Consider the following 17344-nt stretch of genomic DNA (forward strand, 5'->3'; position numbering starts at 1 on the left):
CATCTCCCGTGGCATCAGGGGAACCCGACGCGTCACGGTGCTCGACCGGGTCGACTCCGCGGGGCTCCGGTTCTCGTGCGTCCGTCATCGACTACGCGCTCGTGGCCGTCGGCATGCGCAGCGGGATGAGGTCGCGCGGCGGCATGGGCGAGTTGCCCCGGACGACGACGAGGCTGCGGAAGAGGTCGTCAACGAGTGCGGCGGCGTCCGGCTTCGAGGCGCCCTCCCCCGCGACGACGCCGCGGAGGAACCAGCGCGGTCCGTCGACGCCGATGAAGCGTGCCAGGTGGGTCGCGTCGGTGCCTGCTGCACCACCGGTCGGCACCTCGGCGACGAGCTCAGGACCGAACTCGCCCTCGCGCTCGGTCACGGTGCCGCCCTGCTGGGCGATCTGCTCGGCGATCTGCGAGCGGGTCTCGTTCCACAGACCGGTCGACCGCGGGGCGGCGAACGGCTGGACCTGCAGGGTGGAACCGGCGTAGTCGAGGCCGACCGCGACGACGCGCTTCGTCGCCTCCTCCACCTCGAGGCGGAGGTTCAGTCCTTCCCGAGGCAGCACCTTGACGCCACCGAGGTCGATGTAGGGGCGGACGGGGTTCGCCTCGCTCTCGTCGAACGGGCCGGCTGTCTCGCGGTCCTCGGGTGCGGACTTCGCGTCGTCGGGCAGCTCCGCGTCGAGGTCGAGGTCTGGGAGGTCTTCGAGTTCGCTCATGCGAGGGTTCCTGTCTGCGCGGCACCGTCGGTGCTGATGGTTGGGTCGGTGGCGGCCGGTGTCGTGGCGAGCGAGCCGACGCCGGTCGAACCGAAGCCTCCGGCTCCTCGTGCACTGCCTGGCAATCGCTCCACCGGGATGAAGTTGGCGCGGGACACCGGCATCACGATGAGCTGGGCGATGCGGTCGCCCGGCTCGACGGTGAAGGAGGCGTGACGGTCGGTGTTGAGGAGCGTGACCTTGATCTCGCCGCGATACCCGGCGTCGACCGTACCCGGCGAGTTGACGACGGTGATGCCGTGTTTCGCTGCGAGACCGCTTCGTGGGACGACGAACGCGGCATGGCCGTCGGGCAGGGCGATCGAGACGCCGGTGCCGACGAGGGCGCGCTCACCCGGTTCGAGCACGACGTGCTCGGCGGACACGAGATCCGCACCCGCATCGCCGGGGTGTGCATAGCCGGGCAGATCCGGCGCGATAATGAGTACGTCAACGCTTTCGGTCACGAATCGAGGGTAGTGCAGTTCTCTGAGACAAGGCAGACATGCAGCCGTACCGTGAAACCCTCTGGCCCAGCCCCTGGGTCATCATCGCCCTCGCCCTCGTGGTGCCGGCGACCATGCTCGTCCTCGCGCCCGTTTCGCTCGCGGCCGGGATCGTCGGGGCGGTGGTGCTGTACGGCGGGTGCCTTGCGCTGGCGTTCGGGACGGCGCCGAGGATCCAGGTCTCCGAGTCGAGCCTGTCGGTCGGGAAGGCGTCGATCCCGCTCGGGTTCATCGGTGAGGTCGTGGTGTACACCGGGACCGACGCGACCGCTCAGCTCCGCACCAAGCTCGATGCACGCGCCTGGCTCATGATCCGCGGGTGGGTGCACAGCCTCGTGAAGGTGGAGATCGTCGACCCCGCCGACCCGACGCCGTACTGGCTGCTGTCGTCCCGTCGGCCGCAGGCCCTGGCGGATGCGATCGCCGCGGCACGCACGCACGCCTGAGGCGGCCACCGCTCGAAGCCACAACGACGGAACCCCTCCGGATCGTGATCCGGAGGGGTTCCGTGTGCCGCTCGCGCGGCGGTGCTGTCAGGCTGCGCACTCCGCGCAGATCGGGCCGAACTTGCCCTCGTGGTCGAGCTGCGAGCGGTGCTTCACGAGGAAGCACTCCATGCAGGTGAACTCGTCCGCCTGGGGCGGGAGCACGACGACGTCGAGGTCGAGGTCGGAGAGGTCGGATCCACCCAGGTTGTAGTCACCCGGGTTGTCAGCGTCTTCGGAGTCGACGACTCCGGACAGCTTGTCTGGAACGCGCTCCTTCAGGGCCTCGATCGACTCGGAATCGTCGTCGGTCTTGCGGGGAGCGTCGTAATCAGTTGCCATGCCTATCCACTTCTCGATGCCGTCGGAACAAAATCGGCGGGCACAGTTTGCATCAGTTCCGCATGAATTGCAAACCGTGTTCGGGAGGGTGTGCGGAACCTTCCCGTGCAACTGACGGCACGCCCGGCGTATTCCCCGAATACGCCCGTGATCCGTGAGAACGTGGGTCAATCACGTGGCACGCTGAGAGGCATTCATCATGCAGGAATTGAAGGTAGTCGGAGCGGAGCTCGGCGCTCTGATCGTTGCAGATCGGAACGAGGAGGAATACCGCCTCATCGTCGACGATTCGTTCCACGTCCACCTGCGGCGGGCGAAGCCGGCCGGTGCGCCGATCGGTGGGAACACCAAGATCTCTCCGAGGGAAGTGCAGGCGCACATCCGCAGCGGGCTCTCCGCCGAGGACGTCGCAGCGGTCACCGGTGCCTCACTGGAGTACGTGCAGCGGTTCGAGGGTCCGGTGATGGCGGAGCGCGAGCACATCGTCGGCACGGCCCTGGGCGTCGCCGTCCTGCCGACGACCGACACCTCGGCCGACGACATCGAAGCCACCTTCGGGAACGTCATCCGGGCTCGACTCGAGAAGCTCGGCGCAACCGACGAACGGTGGACGAGCTGGAAGGAGCCTGAGGGTGGCTGGATCGTCAAGCTGTCCTTCACGGCCGACCAGGTCGACCACGACGCCCGCTGGGCGTTCGAGCCGAAGAAGCTCGCCCTCACGCCCATCGGCAGTGAGGCCACGACCCTCTCGCGTCAGGGCGACCTGCCGGCCGCGCTGATCCCCCGCTTGCGTGCTGTCGACACCGACGACTCCCCCGACACCTCACGCTTCGACAGCGGCGCGTTCTCCCTGGACCGCGTGTCGACGCCGCAGCAGAGCGAGACCGACCGTCCCGCCGAGACGCGTCCGATCGAGCCGTTGCCGTTCGCGGCCGACACGGGCTTCGGCCGTGCACCGTCCTCGAAGGCTGCGACGCAGGCAGCGATCAACCGTGAGGCCTCGAGCCCCGAGCAGCACAACCAGACCGCCGACTTGCTCGAGGCGCTCCGCAAGCGCCGTGGCGAGCGGGAGTCCGCCCCCAGCGAACCCGAACCTGCCGAGCGCCCCAGTGCGCCGCACGCCGTCCCGGATCAGCAGACCCCGCTGGCGGTGTTCGACACCGGTGAGTTCGAGGCCGCGCAGCAGCGACGCGCGGGCGATGCCGAGTCCTCCGATGGCGGCACGCCGTCCGGAGCCAAGGCGCGCCGCGGCCGGGCGTCGATGCCGTCCTGGGACGAGATCGTGTTCGGTGCGAAGTCCGACGACGACCCGGTCTGATCGGTCAGGGCCTCAGGGCTCGTAACGACCGAGGCCGAGGAGTGGTATCCGGCGTTCGTCGTCGGTGAGCGATCCGTGCTGTCCGATCATGCCCCTCGCGCTCTGATCGGCGGGACGTGAGTCGTAGTAGGCGATGCGCTTCCGCGCTGCCACGATGACGTCGCCGATCCGTGGCAGCACCTCGGGGTCGACCTCGCCGTACCAGCCGTGGTCGATCGCCTGCTTGCGTGTCGCGATCCAGGCGCGCCCGCCTTCCTCGGCTCGCCAGGCCTCAGCCAGGCGCTCCCGATCCGCTGGGCCTGCATCGGCGTCGAGATAGAGGTGGAGGCATCGCGGCTCCCCGCCGATATGGCGGACACCGGCGACCAGCTCGGGCACCTGGTCGAAGAGTACATGTTGATGGGGTGCGACGTCGATCACCCCGTGGTCGGCGGTGATGAGCGCGCCGGTCGACGCGGGCAGGCGGGACGACCACCGCTTGAGATCGCCGTCGAGCTCCTCGAGGAGCGCCGTCCAGCGTCCCGACTCCCATCCGTACTCATGCGCCGCCTGATCGAGCTCGGGGACGTACACGTAGCTGAGTGTGGGTCCGGCGGTCGTGGACACGATCTCTCGGGCCGCGTCGAGGCGGTCCGCCATCGAGCGTCCGGCCCGGTAGTCCGCCCCTCGGAGCACGGCTCGGGTGAAGCCCGAATTGCGGTACCGCTCCTGACCGATCACCGTCGTGGTGACGCCCTCGCCTCTCGCTCGCTCGAACACGGTCGGGAGGCGCTGCCAGGTCTCGGGCACCATGCCGGCGTCCCAGCCGCTGAGTTGGTTCACGACCCGGTCCCCCGCCACGTCCCGTGCTCGGTAGCTGACGAGGCCGTGCCGGCCCGGCAAGGCCCCGGTGGTCAGCGTCGCGATCCCGGCCGCGGTCGTCGACGGGAACGCCGACGTCGTGGTGGAGCGCGGGCCGAGGCGCGGCGCGAGGAACCGAGCGTGGGCGGCGGCTCCGCGGAGGTTCGCGGCGCCGAGGCCGTCGACGAGGACGACGACGGCATGGTCGGCCGCGGGCAGCGATCCACCGCCCACCGTCAGGGATGCGAGGCAATCCGGGAGGACACCGGCAAGGCTGCGTGACTCCGGATCGACCGTCGGTAGCATGGTGGTCATCGGGCTCAGTCTCGCACACCGCGCTGACGACCACGCCCCGCCATCCTCGCCGAGCACCGGCTCGACTCCCCTCAGCAGAGACACGGAATGACCCGCCAACAGCAGACCCCGCCGACGGAGACCAGTGGCGAGCGCATCGAGGACATCGATGTCTCGTCGGAGATGCAGACCTCCTTCCTGGAGTACGCCTATTCGGTCATCTACGCCCGTGCCCTCCCCGACGCGCGCGACGGCCTGAAGCCGGTGCAGCGCCGCATCCTGTACCAGATGACCGAGATGGGCCTGCGCCCGGATCGTGGCCACGTGAAGTCGGCCCGCGTCGTCGGTGAAGTGATGGGGAAGCTGCACCCGCACGGCGACACCGCGATCTACGACGCACTCGTCCGCCTCGCGCAGCCCTTCACGCTCCGCGTCCCGCTCATCGACGGGCACGGGAACTTCGGCTCGCTCGACGACGGACCCGCCGCGCCGCGGTACACGGAGGCCCGGCTCGACGCCGCCGCACTCGCCCTCACGGCCGACCTCGACGAGGACGTCGTCGACTTCGTCCCGAACTACGACAACCAGTTCATGCAGCCCGAGGTCCTTCCGGCCGCGTTCCCGAACCTCCTCGTGAACGGCGCCAGTGGCATCGCGGTCGGTATGGCCACCAACATGGCGCCGCACAACCTCGTCGAGGTGATCGGTGCCGCACGGCACCTCATCGCGCATCCTCAGGCCACGCTCGAAGACCTGATGGAGTTCGTACCGGGTCCCGACCTCCCCTCGGGCGGCACGATCGTCGGTCTGGACGGCATCAAGGACGCTTACGCCACCGGGCGTGGCTCATTCAAGACCCGCGCGAAGGTCTCCGTCGAGCCGGTCACCGCGCGCAAGACCGGCCTGGTCATCACCGAACTGCCCTACCTGGTGGGTCCGGAGAAGATCATTGAGAAGATCAAGGACGGTGTCAGCTCCAAGAAGCTCAACGGCATCTCCGACGTCACCGACCTGACGGACCGCATCCACGGGCTCCGCCTCGTGATCGGGATCAAGACCGGCTTCTCCCCAGAGGCCGTCCTGGAGCAGCTCTACCGCTACACGCCCCTCGAGGACTCCTTCAGCATCAACAACGTCGCGCTCGTCGACGGCGGCCCGCAGACGCTCGGCCTCCGGGAACTGCTGCAGGTGTACGTCGACCACCGCATCAGCGTGGTCACCCGCCGGAGCCGGTTCCGGTTGGCGAGACGCAAGGAACGCCTCCACCTCGTGGAGGGGCTCCTCATCGCCATCCTCGACATCGACGAGGTCATCCAGGTCATCCGCGCGAGCGACGACTCCGAACAGGCCCGCGCGAGGCTCATCGAGGTCTTCGACCTCTCGCAGCTGCAGGCCGAGTATATCCTCGAACTCCGTCTCCGACGACTCACCAAGTTCTCGCGGATCGAGCTCGAGGCCGAGCGCGACAAGCTGCTGGCCGAGATCGCCGAACTCGAGCGGTTGCTCGGGAGCCAACGACTCATCCGGGCCGCGGTCTCCGCAGAGCTCGCCGCTGCGGCCGAGCAGTTCGGCACGCCGCGCCGGACCATGCTGACGAATGCCAAGCCGAGCGTCGCGACGACCGGCCGAGGGAAGAGCGCCCCGGTGCTCGAGCTCGCCGACACCCCGTGCCGCGTCTACCTCAGCGCGACCGGACGGGCGCTCCGCGTCGACCTCGAGCAGGACGCACCCGCACCACGACCCGGTCGGCGGAGCAAGCACGATGCGATCCTGAGTGTCGTCGAGACCACGAGCCGCACCGAACTCGGCGCGGTCACGAGCCTCGGTCGTGTCATCCGGTTCACCCCGCTCGACCTTCCCGCGGTGCCGGCGGCCTCCATCCAGCTCGCGGCCGGCGTCCGGATGGGCGAATACCTGTCGCTCCCGAACCGTGACGAGCGCGTGCTGGCGATCGTCTCGCTGACCTCGGAGCAGCCGATCGTGCTGGGAACCGAGACCGGCGTCGTCAAGCGGGTCATCCCCGGCGACCTGCCGAACAAGCCGGACTTCGAGGTCATCACGCTCAAGCCGCGCGACCACGTCGTCGGGGCCACCCAGGTCGGCGACGACGCGGAACTCGTCTTCGTCGCCTCCGATGCACAACTGCTCCGTTTCGCCGCGACGTCCGTCCGTCCGCAGGGGCGGGCAGCGGGTGGCATGGCCGGCATCAACCTGGCGGCCGGTGCGAAGGTCATCTCGTTCACTGCTGTCCTGCCCACCGACGACGTCGTCGTCGTGACCGTCGCGACCAATTCGCTGACGCTCGCCGGAACGGACACCGGGAGCGCGAAGGTCTCGGAGTTCTCCGAGTTCCCCGCCAAGGGTCGTGCGACCGGCGGTGTCCGGTCGCAGCGCTTCCTGAAGGGCGAGGACCAGCTGGCCGTCGCGTGGGTCGGCGCCGCTCCGGCGCACGCCGTCGGGACGGACGGGACACCGCGGACACTCCCGGAGGTCGGTGCGAAGCGCGATGCCTCAGGGGTGCCGCTCGACGCCCCCGTCGGGTTCATCGGTGGCGCGATCACCGCACCGGCAGCACCGGCAGCACCGGCGACGGACGAGGCGGCTGCGAACGACGAATCGTCCTGATCGGAGCTGCACACTGACGAAGGCCCGGATCGAGCGCACTGCTCGATCCGGGCCTTCGTCGTCGGTCCTGCTCCTCGGTGGACGACCGACGATCAGACGTCGATGCTCTCCCGCGACAGCCGGTCGGAGCTGTCGACGATGAACTCCTTGCGCGGGGCGACGTCGTTGCCCATGAGGAGTTCGAAGATCCGTCCGGCCGACTCCGCATCCTCGACCCGGACACGGCGCAGCGTCCGGTGACGGCGGTCCATGGTGGTCGTGGCCAGCTGGTCGGCGTCCATCTCGCCCAGGCCCTTGTAGCGCTGGATCGGTTCCTGGTGCTTCTTGCCGGTGCGCTTGAGGTCGCTCAGCACCGCGTGCAGTTCGGCTTCCGAGTAGGTGTAGATCGTCTCGTTCGGTTTGGAGCCGGGGTTGATGACGATGACGCGGTGGAGCGGCGGTACCGCGGCGAACACGCGACCCGCTTCGATCAGCGGCCGCATGTACCTGAAGAAGAGGGTGAGCAGGAGCGTCCGGATGTGGGCGCCGTCGACGTCGGCGTCGCTCATGAGGATGATCTTGCCGTAGCGGGCGGCGTCGAGATCGAACGATCGTCCGGAGCCCGCGCCGATGACCTGGATGATGGACGCGCACTCCGCGTTCGACAGCATGTCGGAGACGGAGGCCTTCTGCACGTTGAGGATCTTGCCTCGGATCGGGAGCAGCGCCTGGTAGGAGCTGTCTCGGGCGAGCTTCGCCGTGCCCAGTGCCGAGTCGCCCTCGACGATGAAGAGTTCGCTGGACTCGAGGTTGCCCGAGCGGCAGTCGACCAGCTTGGCCGGGAGCGACGAGTTCTCGAGCGCGTTCTTGCGGCGTTGCGTCTCCTTGTGGGTCCGCGCGGAGATCCGGGACTTCATCTCCGACACGATCTTCTCGAGCACGAGCGCGGTCTGTGCCTTGTCGTCGCGCTTGGTCGAGGCGAACCGCTCCTTGAGCTCCTTCGTGACGACGTTGGCGACGATGGCGCGGACGGCCGGCGTGCCGAGGATCTCCTTCGTCTGGCCCTCGAACTGCGGCTCCGCGAGACGCACCGTCAGCACCGCGGTAAGGCCGGCGAGGACGTCGTCCTTCTCGAGCTTGTCCGTGCCGACCTTGAGTCGACGGGCGTTCTGCTCGACCTGGGCGCGGAGGAACTTCAGGAGGCCCTGATCGAATCCGAGTTGGTGCGTGCCGCCCTTCGGCGTGGCGATGATGTTGACGAAGCTGCGCATGACCGTCTCGTACCCGGTACCCCAACGCAGCGCGATGTCGACCTCTGCCTCGCGCTCCACCTCGGTGGCGACCATGGTGCCCGACGGCGACAGCACCGGGACGGTCTCGGTGAACGTGCCGCTGCCGGTGAGGCGCCAGGTGTCGGTGAGTGCGGTGTCGCCCGCGAGGTAGTCGACGAACTCGGAGATGCCGCCCTCGTAGCGGAACATCGCCTCGGTCGGCTCCTCGACGGTCTCGTCGCGGATGTGGATGCCGAGACCCTTGATCAGGAAGGCGGTCTGGCGCGCGCGGCCGAGGAGCTCCTCGGCCTGGAACTGGGCGCCCTTCGTGAAGATCTGGCGGTCGGCCCAGTAGCGAATCCGGGTGCCGGTCACGCCGCGCTTCGTCTTGCCGATGACGCGGAGCTCGCTCTGCTTCTCGAACGGCGTGAACGGTGCGTCCGGGGTCGGCTCCCCCGTGTCGGCGAAGATCCCCGGCTCACCGCGGTGGAACGACATGGCGTAGGTCTTGCCGCCGCGATCCACCTCGACGTCGAGTCGCTCGGACAGGGCGTTGACGACGGATGCGCCGACGCCGTGCAGGCCGCCGGACGCGGCGTACGAACCGCCGCCGAACTTCCCGCCGGCGTGGAGCTTGGTGAAGACGACCTCGACACCGGAGAGGCCGGTCTTCGGCTCGATGTCCACCGGGATGCCACGCGCGTGGTCGCGCACCTCGACGCTCTGATCGGAGTGGAGGACGATCTCGATCTGATCGCCGTACCCGCCGAGGGCCTCGTCGACGGAGTTGTCGATGATCTCCCAGAGGCAGTGCATGAGGCCGCGCGAGTCGGTGGAACCGATGTACATGCCCGGTCGCTTGCGCACCGCCTCGAGGCCTTCGAGGACGGAGAGATGCCTGGCGGAGTAGTCGCTGCTCACGCTTCCCAGCGTAGTCGTCGCCGCCGACACGCCGAGGGAGACACTCGGCGCGCGATCGTCCGGAGCCGCTCGACGGCGCGTTGTCGCGGGCCGCCGACCCATCCGGCTGCACGGTTGATCCGAATCATCTACGCGCACAGCGAAAAGAACACGGAATGGGACCCCGTTGTGACAATCGCGTGCTTTCATGAGTACTACGAGTTTCGTAGCCGCCCGAGTCAGGAGGAGCACATGTCACAGACTGCTACCGAGAGCACGCCGAGTGACCTCGACGCCCAGCAACTGACTGCCGCCGATCGTTGCGATCTGTGCGGAGCACAGGCCTACATCCGCGTGCAGATGAACAGCGGTGAGCTGCTGTTCTGCGCGCACCACGGCAAGAAGTACCAGGAGAAGCTGACGCAGGTCGCGACCGACTGGCACGACGAGTCCGCGCGACTCTTCAACGAGCAGCGCGCCTAGTCCACCGGCATCACGACGAAGGGCCCCGGATCCGAGATCCGGGGCCCTTCGTCATGTCATCGAGGAAGCGCGGAGTCGAGAACGCGCGGACTCAGGCGAGCGCCGAGACGATCTGCGCTCTGGCGTTGGCGGCGATCTCGTCGAGGGCGTGGAGTTCCGGTGATTCGTCGAGCATCGAGGTGCCCCCGGCGACCGTGATCGCCAGACGGAGCAGCCGATCGGCCAGTTCCGGGTTCTTGGCGAGGACCGGACCGTGCAGGTGGGTTCCGACGAACGGTCCGACCAGCGCACCCTCCGTGCCGTCGCCGTTGCCTCGTCCGTGCTGCACGGTGCCGATCGACTCGACGCCCGTCCCAGCTCGGAAGTCCCGCCCGTGGTTCTCGTACCCGACGAGTACCGGGGCGTCGAGCTCGAGGCCGCCGCTCGGCACGACGACGAGGTCGTCACTCGCCCGCGTGCGCCGCAACGGGGCGTCGCCCTCGATGATGGCGAGGCCCTCGACCCAGCTCCCCGGTACCAGCTCGAGCCGGCGAGTGAGGAGCTTCCATCCGTTGGCGACCGCGAGGACGGGCACGCCGGCCTCCACCCAGGCGATGAACGCGTCGCGGAACGGCCGGAGCGCCTCGAGCACCTGTGGCGCCGACGGGTCGTCGCACGACCCGAGGACGACCGCGTGGACCGTGCTCGGGAGCTCGGCGACCGATTCGACCGGGACGAGCTCGACGGCGAGGCCACGCGCGCGGGCCCGGCGAGCGAGGACCGCGCCGTTCTCGGCGTCGCCGTTCACATTGCAGCTCGAGGGCAGGAGGACGGCGATGGTGATCGTCGGCTCGGTCGTCATGCGTCATCCTGATCGTTCGAGGCGAGGCCGAGGTGCGCGCGGGTGCGGCGCATCGAGTCGGCGGTGAAGATCACGGTCTTCCGACCGTGCGCGGGCGCAGGGAGGGCGAGGAACGCGTCCAACGCCGTGCCGAGGTCCGGTTCGATCCGGTCGATCTCGACGCCGTCGTAGCCCAGCTGCAGCGCGGCCTCCCAGGCCTTGGACCCCGACACGATCGCCACACGACCGAGCCTGGACGTGTCGACCGGCCAGAGGTACGAGGGATCGCGGACGTCGCTCCCGACGGCGACCAGGATCTGCTCGGTGTCGGCCGCGAGGCTGTCGACGTTGAGCTGATAGCTCGCGGGGTTCTGGACGAGGACGAACTCGACCTCGACACCGCGGACGGTCGTCACCTCACCGCGGCCGAACACCGGCGTGAGCGCGCGGAACGACTCCGCCGCGATGGTGAGCTGGAACTCGGGGCCGAGGATCGCGGCGGCGCCGGAGAGGGCTGCGGCCGCATCCACGGCGTAGTGCACGCCGCGAGCCGGCAGACGGAACCGGACGGTCTCGCCGCGGTGGTTGATGGACACCAGGTCGCCGTCGAGGGCCTCGACGACGGTTCCGGAACCGGGATCGACCCGATCGGACGAGGTCGTGCTGTACCCGAGGCCGCGTGCGCTGGCGCCGAGCACGGCCGTCGAGACGCCGTACCGCCACCGCGTCGCGTCGCTGCCTGGCGCGACGGCGTCGACGAGCGCGTCATCGCCGTTCAGGACGAGCGACGTGCCCGATCGGGCAGCGATCGCGTCGAGCATGCGCGCCACCATGGCAGCGTCGTGGAAGCGGTCGATCTGGTCGACGGACACGTTGGTCAGGATGACGTGGGCGGGCGCGAGTCGCGGCGCGATGAGTGCGCCGTGTCCTTCATCCATCTCGAGCACCCCGAGCTCGGCGTCGATCCGGCCGCGGAGGTCGGCTCGTTCGAGGAGAGCCGAGGTGAGGCCCTGGGAGATGTTCGCCGTGGACGGGTTCGTGAAGACCGACACGCCGTGGGCACGCAGGATGCCGACGAGCATCTTGGTCGTCGTGGATTTCCCGCTCGAGCCGCTCACGATCACGAGACCACGCGGGAAGGCGTTCAACGTGTCGGGGAGGAACCCGGGCGCGATGCGGTTGACCACGAGGCCGGGAACGGCCGATCCCCCGCCCGGCTTGCGCAGCCTGGCGAGGAATCGGACGGCACGACCGGCGAGGATGGCCGGGGCGTAGCGCATGCTCCTACTCGAGGTAGTCGCGGAGCGACTGGGATCGGCTCGGGTGACGCAGCTTCGCCATGGTCTTCGACTCGATCTGCCGGATGCGCTCACGGGTGACCCCGAAGGTGTCGCCGATCTGGTCGAGCGTCTTGGGCATGCCGTCGCCGAGACCGAAGCGCATCCGGATGACACCCGCTTCCCGCTCGGAGAGCGAGTCGAGGAGCGACTCCAACTGCTTCTGCAGCATGGTGAAGCTGACGGCGTCGGCCGGCACGACCGCCTCGGTGTCCTCGATGAGGTCGCCGAACTCGCTGTCGCCGTCCTCGCCGAGGGGCGTGTGCAGCGAGATGGGCTCGCGGCCGTACTTCTGGACCTCGATGACCTTCTCAGGCGTCATGTCGAGTTCGCGGCTGAGCTCCTCGGGCGTGGGCTCGCGGCCCAGGTCCTGCAGCATCTGCCGCTGGACGCGGGCGAGCTTGTTGATGACCTCGACCATGTGCACCGGGATGCGGATGGTGCGCGCCTGGTCGGCCATGGCGCGCGTGATGGCCTGACGGATCCACCAGGTCGCGTAGGTGGAGAACTTGAAGCCCTTGGTGTAGTCGAACTTCTCGACCGCACGGATGAGGCCCAGGTTGCCCTCCTGGATGAGGTCGAGGAACTGCATGCCGCGGCCCGTGTACCGCTTGGCGAGGCTCACGACGAGTCGGAGGTTCGCCCCGAGGAGGTGGCTCTTGGCGCGGGCGCCGTCCTTCGCGACCCACTGGAGCTCACGACCGACGCGCGAGCGCTTCTCGAGGTCGGAGAGCTGGGCGAGCTTGTCCTCGGCGAAGAGGCCCGCCTCGATGCGCATCGCGACTTCGACCTCTTCGGCCGCGTTGAGGAGCGCGACCTTACCGATCTGCTTCAGGTAGTCCTTGACCGGGTCGGCGGTGGCGCCGGTGATCGCGGCCGAGTACACCGGGATTTCGTCGTCGTCGCTGTTGGAGAGCACGAGTGCGTCGGTGGGGAGGGTGATCTCCGGCACGGACTTGTCGTCCTCCTCCTCGACCGCTTCGGTGGCGTCGCTTGCGGGCGCGTCGATCACGGCGTCGTCGGCGACGACCTCGACGACGACGTCCTCGTCGTCCGTGCCCTCATCGGGCTCCGTGCTCGACTTCGTACCCGCCTTGGCGCGGGTGGCCTTCTTGGGAGCAGCCTTCGCTCGGGTCGTGGTGGCCTTGGTGGTCCGAGCCTTCGCTGCGGGAGCCTCCGTGGCCTCGTCTGCTGGCGCTGCTTCGTCTGCGCGAGCCGTCTTGGTGGCCATAGCTGCACCTTCCTGTTCGGACCCGGCATGGACAGTCATCGCCGGATCGTCCGTGATTTCGGACATTACGAGGACCCATGTCAAGTCTTGGTGCAGTGCAACCCGAAAAGGGCCGCCGACATTCCGAGAGGTGAACGGGTCCGTGTTCCATTATAGCGCGCGCTGGAAGACCCCAGAGCCACAGGCCGTTTGTCAAGGGTGGGATCAGGGGACGAAGCGAACGCTCAGCGACGGCGCCCGAGCCTGGCACGGACCGCGATCCACAGCGGTCCGACGGCGATGCCCTCGTCCTCGGCGAAGCGCCTCCGCGTGCGGGACCGGGCGACGAGCAGCATCGCGACCCCGAACCCGACCACCAAGTACTGCACAGAGAAGGCGATCCGGAAGCTGTCCATGGAGTAGTCGGCACGGGAGCCCCCGCTGACCGCGTCGATGATGAGACCGATGAGGAACATCATGACGAAGCTCGCGAGGAACCCACCGACGTTCACGATGCCGTTCGCCCCGCCGAGCGCGCGGATGGGGTTGAAGGTGCGGGCGAAGTCGAACCCGATGAGTGAACCGGGGCCACCGACCCCGACCACGATGAACAGGACGATCACGAGCCACATCGGTGGGACGCCCGGCCAGAGGAGGAGTGCGGCCCAGGCGACGCCCATGACCGTGACGATCCCGAGCACGAGGTTGCTCCGCCGGTAGGGGAACCGGGCGGTGAGCACTCCGAGGATGGGTCCGGCGATCATGCCGGAGACCACGATCACGATGAGCAACGATGCGGCGAGGGGCTGCGGGTAGCCGAGGGCGTAGACCATGAACGGGAAGCCCCAGAGGAGCGTGAGGACCGTACCGGAGGACTGGGTGACGAAGTGCGACCAGAACCCGAGACGCGTCCCTGGCCGACGCAGACTGATGACGACCTCGCGGACGACGTGGCCCCAGGTCTCGGGGCGCGGCGCCTCGTCGGAACCGGACGGCCGATCGCGGACGACGATCAGCACCCCGACGAGCGCCAGGAGGACGAGTCCGGCCGCACTGAGGAACGCCGGCGACCAGCCGAAGGTGTGCAGGACGAAGGAGAACGGCACCGCCGAGAGGATCTGTCCGATCTGTCCGATGTTGCCGACCCATTGCGAGACGATCGGCACCCGACGGGTGGGGAACCAGGAGTTCACGAGCCGCAGCACGGAGGTGAACACCGCGGCGTCGCCGAGGCCGACCAGCATCCGGCCCACGATCGCGCCGCCGAGTTCGGTCGTGAGCCCCAGCCAGACCTGGCCCGCCATGACGACCGTCAGCCCCGCGATGATCAGGACGCGAGGTCCGAGGCGGTCGATGAGCACCCCGACCGGCACCTGCATCGCGGCGTACACGATGAGCTGTGCGACGGCGAGGGTCGACAGCGCGGCGGCGTCGATCTGGAACCGCTCAGTGGCGTCCACCGCTGCCACGCCGAGCGTCGACCGCTGCATGACGGTGATGAGGTAGGCGAACACCCCGACGCCGAACACCCACCAGACGCGTCGAGATCCCACCGATCCAGCTTAGGTGGTCGAGCGGTCCTCGTCGCCGTGGCGCCGGCTCGCGAGGAACTTTTCGAGCTCCGCGGCGATCTCGTCGGCCGTCGGGAGCGCCCCGTCGATGTCGGTGAGCGGCGATTTCGGCGAGTTGTCGGCCATGTAGGCGTCGTACCGCTCCTCGAGCGTCGTGACTAGCTGGCCGAGCTCGTGGTTGGTCCCGACCTGCTCGTCGATCTTGACGAGGAAGTCGCGGCTGTCCTCGCGGAGGCGGTCCGTGGGGAAGATGAGCCCGGTCGCCGCGCTGAGGCTCTCGATCGCCGTGATCGCCGCGGCCGGGAACTCCGTGTCGGCGAGGTAATGCGGCACCAGGAGCACGAACGCCGCGATGCTGTCGCCGCGCTCGTAGAGGCGGTACTCGAGGAGGTGGAGCACGTTTGACGGCACCTGGGTGCGGGGGCGCCAGACCGAGAGCGACTCGATGAGGTCGAACCGGTTGCCGCTGACGGTGACGCCGATCGGCCTGGTGTGCGGGACCGGCATCGGGATGGCGTGCACCCACGTCGTGTCGCTGACCCGGAAGCGGTCGACGAGCTCGAGCACGGCCGCGACGAAGCGGTCCCAGAGGAAGTCGGGCTCGAAACCGGTGAGCAGCAGGAACGGCGACCCGAGCTCGTCGTGGGCGAGCGACAGGGTCAGCCGGGGTGGGCGGTACTCCGTCAGGTGGTCCTGGTCGAACGAGATGATCGGCCGGCGGGCCCGGTAGTCGAGCAGGACGTCGGCGTCGAACTCGGCGATGACCGTCGTGTCGAGGACGTCGTCGAGGTAGGCGTTCAACTGCCCGACCGCGCCGCCGGCGTCGGAGAACCCGGTGAGCCCCGCGACGAGGTGGAGGCCGGCGGGGATGTCGATCTCCGGGTGCACCTCGTAGAGGTCGTCAGGCGTAGGCATGGTTCAACTCTAAACGGGGGTGTCGCAGCGCCCTTCCCCTCCGAGCGTCGGCGGTACCGCCGAGAGCGAACACCGGCGGCCCCGCCTCGGACCGGAACGGCACGTGCCTACGATGGAGGCATGACGATCCCTGTGCTCTCCGTGTTGTCCGCCGCCGTCGAGGGAGTCGAGGCCGAACTGCTCGTCCTCGCGGTGAGGAAGGGCGACGACGGACCGGAGCTCCTGGCGCCCGACGTCTACGCGCCGCTCGCGGACGAGCTGCGCGCCTCCGGGGTCACGGGGTCCGAAGACCAGGTGCGACGCCTCCCGGACCGGTTCGGCGCGGCCTCCGGTCTCGTGCTGGTCGGCCTCGGTCCGGATGCGGACGACGCGGCCTTCCGACGAGCCGCGGGTGCAGTGACCCGGACGATCGACGGCCAGGCCTCGATCGCGTTCGCGTTGACGGAGGAGACGGCCGCCGCCGCCGAAGCCGTCCTCGAGGGGGCGGCCATCGGCGCCTACCGCTACACCGCGTCGCGCGGTGTCGGATCCGCGCAGCCACCGACACCGCTCGAGCAGATCACCGTCGTCGTCCCGTCGACCGTGGACGCACCGGATGCCGGGCTCGCGGAGCACGCCACCGCGGTCGCCGAGGCCATCGCGCTCGTGAAGGACCTGGTCAACACGCCGCCGAACGAGCTCTACCCGGCGACTTTCGCCGACGCGGCCCGAGCAGCGGTCGACGGCCTCGACGTCGAGGTCGAGGAATGGGACGAGACCCGCTTGGCCGAGGACGGCTTCGGCGGCATCCTCGGCGTCGGGCAAGGCTCCTCGCGGCCTCCGCGACTCGTGAAGCTGAGCTACCACCCGGAGGCCGCCAGGAGCCATCTGGCCCTCGTCGGGAAGGGCATCACCTTCGACAGCGGCGGTCTCTCCCTGAAGCCGCCGGTCTCGATGGTCGGCATGAAGTACGACATGACCGGCGCGGCGACCGTGCTCGCGGTCCTTGCCGCGGCCGCGCGTCTCGGGGTGCCCACCAGGCTGACCGCTTGGCTCTGCCTCGCCGAGAACCTCCCGTCGGGCACGGCGATCCGGCCGAACGACGTCCTCACCATCCGGGGTGGACGCACCGTCGAGGTCACCAACACCGACGCCGAGGGCCGGCTGGTCCTCGCCGACGGACTCGTCGCTGCAGGCGAGGAGGGCCCGGACGCCATCATCGACGTGGCGACCCTCACGGGAGCGGCCGTGGTCGCGCTCGGCAACCGCTACACGGGCGTCATGGGCGACGCTTCGTTCGTCACCGACCTCATCGCGACCGGTTCCGGTGCGGACGAACTGTTCTGGCCGATGCCGTTCCCCGCGGAGCTGCGCAAGGTCCTCGACTCCGACGTCGCCGACCTCGCCAACGCGAAGCCCGGGACCACCGCGGGCGGCATGCTCGTCGCAGGCACGTTCCTGCAGGAGTTCATCGCCGACCGCACCGACGAGGAGGGCGTCACCACCCGCATCCCGTGGGCCCACCTGGACATCGCCGGGAGCGCGATGAACGGCGACGCCCCCTACGGCTTCACCGCCAAAGGCCCGACCGGCGTCGCGGTCCGCACCCTCCTCGCAATGGCCGAGGAGATTAGCCACCCGTAGTAAGGTCGGTGGGGGCGGTTCGACCCGCCTCGACGCCGCCGAACACACCACGACGGTTTCCGATCGACCACGAA

The 17344-nt window shown here is 68.9% G+C and carries 15 protein-coding genes; 5 read left to right on the top strand and 10 right to left on the bottom strand.

Going from position 1 to position 17344, the window contains the following annotated elements:
- Positions 1 to 91: 91 nt before the first annotated feature.
- Both ACQ3HE_RS01705 and dut read right to left on the bottom strand, forming a co-directional pair.
- On the bottom strand, positions 92 to 712 hold the full coding sequence (locus ACQ3HE_RS01705; RefSeq protein ID WP_086473327.1) for a DUF3710 domain-containing protein: 621 nt from the start codon (positions 710 to 712) through the stop codon (positions 92 to 94).
- On the bottom strand, positions 709 to 1218 hold the full coding sequence (dut, locus tag ACQ3HE_RS01710; protein ID WP_192017975.1) for a dUTP diphosphatase: 510 nt from the start codon (positions 1216 to 1218) through the stop codon (positions 709 to 711). Before dut ends, ACQ3HE_RS01705 begins: the two co-directional genes overlap by 4 nt.
- A gap of 38 nt (positions 1219 to 1256) precedes the next feature.
- Between dut and ACQ3HE_RS01715 the strand changes: the two genes are divergently transcribed.
- Complete coding sequence (locus tag ACQ3HE_RS01715) at positions 1257 to 1703, top strand: DUF3093 domain-containing protein (protein WP_079705884.1); 447 nt, start codon at positions 1257 to 1259, stop codon at positions 1701 to 1703.
- An 87-nt stretch (positions 1704 to 1790) separates the two neighbouring features.
- Here ACQ3HE_RS01715 and ACQ3HE_RS01720 read toward each other — a convergent pair whose 3' ends face one another.
- Entirely contained in the window at positions 1791 to 2084 is a 294-nt protein-coding gene (locus tag ACQ3HE_RS01720; protein ID WP_056005937.1) for a DUF4193 domain-containing protein, read from the bottom strand.
- A gap of 199 nt (positions 2085 to 2283) precedes the next feature.
- On the opposite strand from ACQ3HE_RS01720, the gene sepH reads away from it, so the two are divergent.
- The gene (gene sepH, locus ACQ3HE_RS01725; protein ID WP_138947033.1) at positions 2284 to 3402 is read left to right on the top strand and encodes a septation protein SepH; all 1119 of its coding nucleotides are present in this window, start codon (positions 2284 to 2286) and stop codon (positions 3400 to 3402) included.
- 12 nt (positions 3403 to 3414) lie between these two features.
- Here the strand turns inward: sepH and ACQ3HE_RS01730 are convergent, their stop codons facing one another.
- Positions 3415 to 4557, bottom strand: a complete 1143-nt coding sequence (locus tag ACQ3HE_RS01730; RefSeq protein ID WP_430891009.1) for an alkaline phosphatase family protein — start codon at positions 4555 to 4557, stop codon at positions 3415 to 3417.
- Between the two features lie 87 nt (positions 4558 to 4644).
- Between ACQ3HE_RS01730 and ACQ3HE_RS01735 the strand changes: the two genes are divergently transcribed.
- Complete coding sequence (locus ACQ3HE_RS01735) at positions 4645 to 7161, top strand: DNA gyrase/topoisomerase IV subunit A (protein ID WP_430891011.1); 2517 nt, start codon at positions 4645 to 4647, stop codon at positions 7159 to 7161.
- 92 nt (positions 7162 to 7253) lie between these two features.
- Here ACQ3HE_RS01735 and ACQ3HE_RS01740 read toward each other — a convergent pair whose 3' ends face one another.
- Positions 7254 to 9332 (bottom strand): DNA gyrase/topoisomerase IV subunit B, encoded by a 2079-nt coding sequence (locus ACQ3HE_RS01740; RefSeq protein ID WP_430891013.1) that lies wholly within the window; start codon positions 9330 to 9332, stop codon positions 7254 to 7256.
- A 231-nt stretch (positions 9333 to 9563) separates the two neighbouring features.
- Here ACQ3HE_RS01740 and ACQ3HE_RS01745 point away from each other — a divergent pair, with 231 nt between their 5' ends.
- Positions 9564 to 9794: a DUF7455 domain-containing protein gene (locus ACQ3HE_RS01745; protein WP_079705880.1), complete on the top strand. Its 231-nt coding sequence runs from the start codon at positions 9564 to 9566 to the stop codon at positions 9792 to 9794.
- Between the two features lie 91 nt (positions 9795 to 9885).
- On the opposite strand, the gene ACQ3HE_RS01750 is transcribed toward ACQ3HE_RS01745, so the two are convergent.
- From ACQ3HE_RS01750 to ACQ3HE_RS01770, 5 genes are all read right to left on the bottom strand, one after another.
- Positions 9886 to 10635 (bottom strand): hypothetical protein, encoded by a 750-nt coding sequence (locus ACQ3HE_RS01750; RefSeq protein ID WP_086473332.1) that lies wholly within the window; start codon positions 10633 to 10635, stop codon positions 9886 to 9888.
- Entirely contained in the window at positions 10632 to 11894 is a 1263-nt protein-coding gene (locus ACQ3HE_RS01755; protein ID WP_430891015.1) for a MurT ligase domain-containing protein, read from the bottom strand. The genes ACQ3HE_RS01750 and ACQ3HE_RS01755 overlap by 4 nt, the downstream gene beginning before the upstream one ends.
- Positions 11895 to 11898: 4 nt before the next feature.
- Positions 11899 to 13221, bottom strand: a complete 1323-nt coding sequence (locus ACQ3HE_RS01760; protein ID WP_430891017.1) for an RNA polymerase sigma factor — start codon at positions 13219 to 13221, stop codon at positions 11899 to 11901.
- Positions 13222 to 13406: 185 nt separating this feature from the next.
- Positions 13407 to 14714 carry an MFS transporter gene (locus tag ACQ3HE_RS01765; RefSeq protein WP_430891019.1) on the bottom strand — a complete coding sequence of 436 codons (1308 nt, stop codon included), beginning with the start codon at positions 14712 to 14714 and terminating at the stop codon, positions 13407 to 13409.
- Between the two features lie 9 nt (positions 14715 to 14723).
- A complete protein-coding gene (locus ACQ3HE_RS01770) occupies positions 14724 to 15647 on the bottom strand; it encodes a proteasome assembly chaperone family protein (RefSeq protein ID WP_079705876.1) in 924 nt (307 codons plus the stop codon).
- Between the two features lie 120 nt (positions 15648 to 15767).
- Between ACQ3HE_RS01770 and ACQ3HE_RS01775 the strand changes: the two genes are divergently transcribed.
- Positions 15768 to 17270 carry a leucyl aminopeptidase gene (locus tag ACQ3HE_RS01775; RefSeq protein ID WP_430891021.1) on the top strand — a complete coding sequence of 501 codons (1503 nt, stop codon included), beginning with the start codon at positions 15768 to 15770 and terminating at the stop codon, positions 17268 to 17270.
- The last annotated feature ends 74 nt before the right edge of the window (positions 17271 to 17344 follow it).

The sequence above is a fragment of the Plantibacter auratus genome, assembly GCF_050587365.1.
Taxonomy (GTDB): Bacteria; Actinomycetota; Actinomycetes; order Actinomycetales; family Microbacteriaceae; genus Plantibacter; species Plantibacter auratus.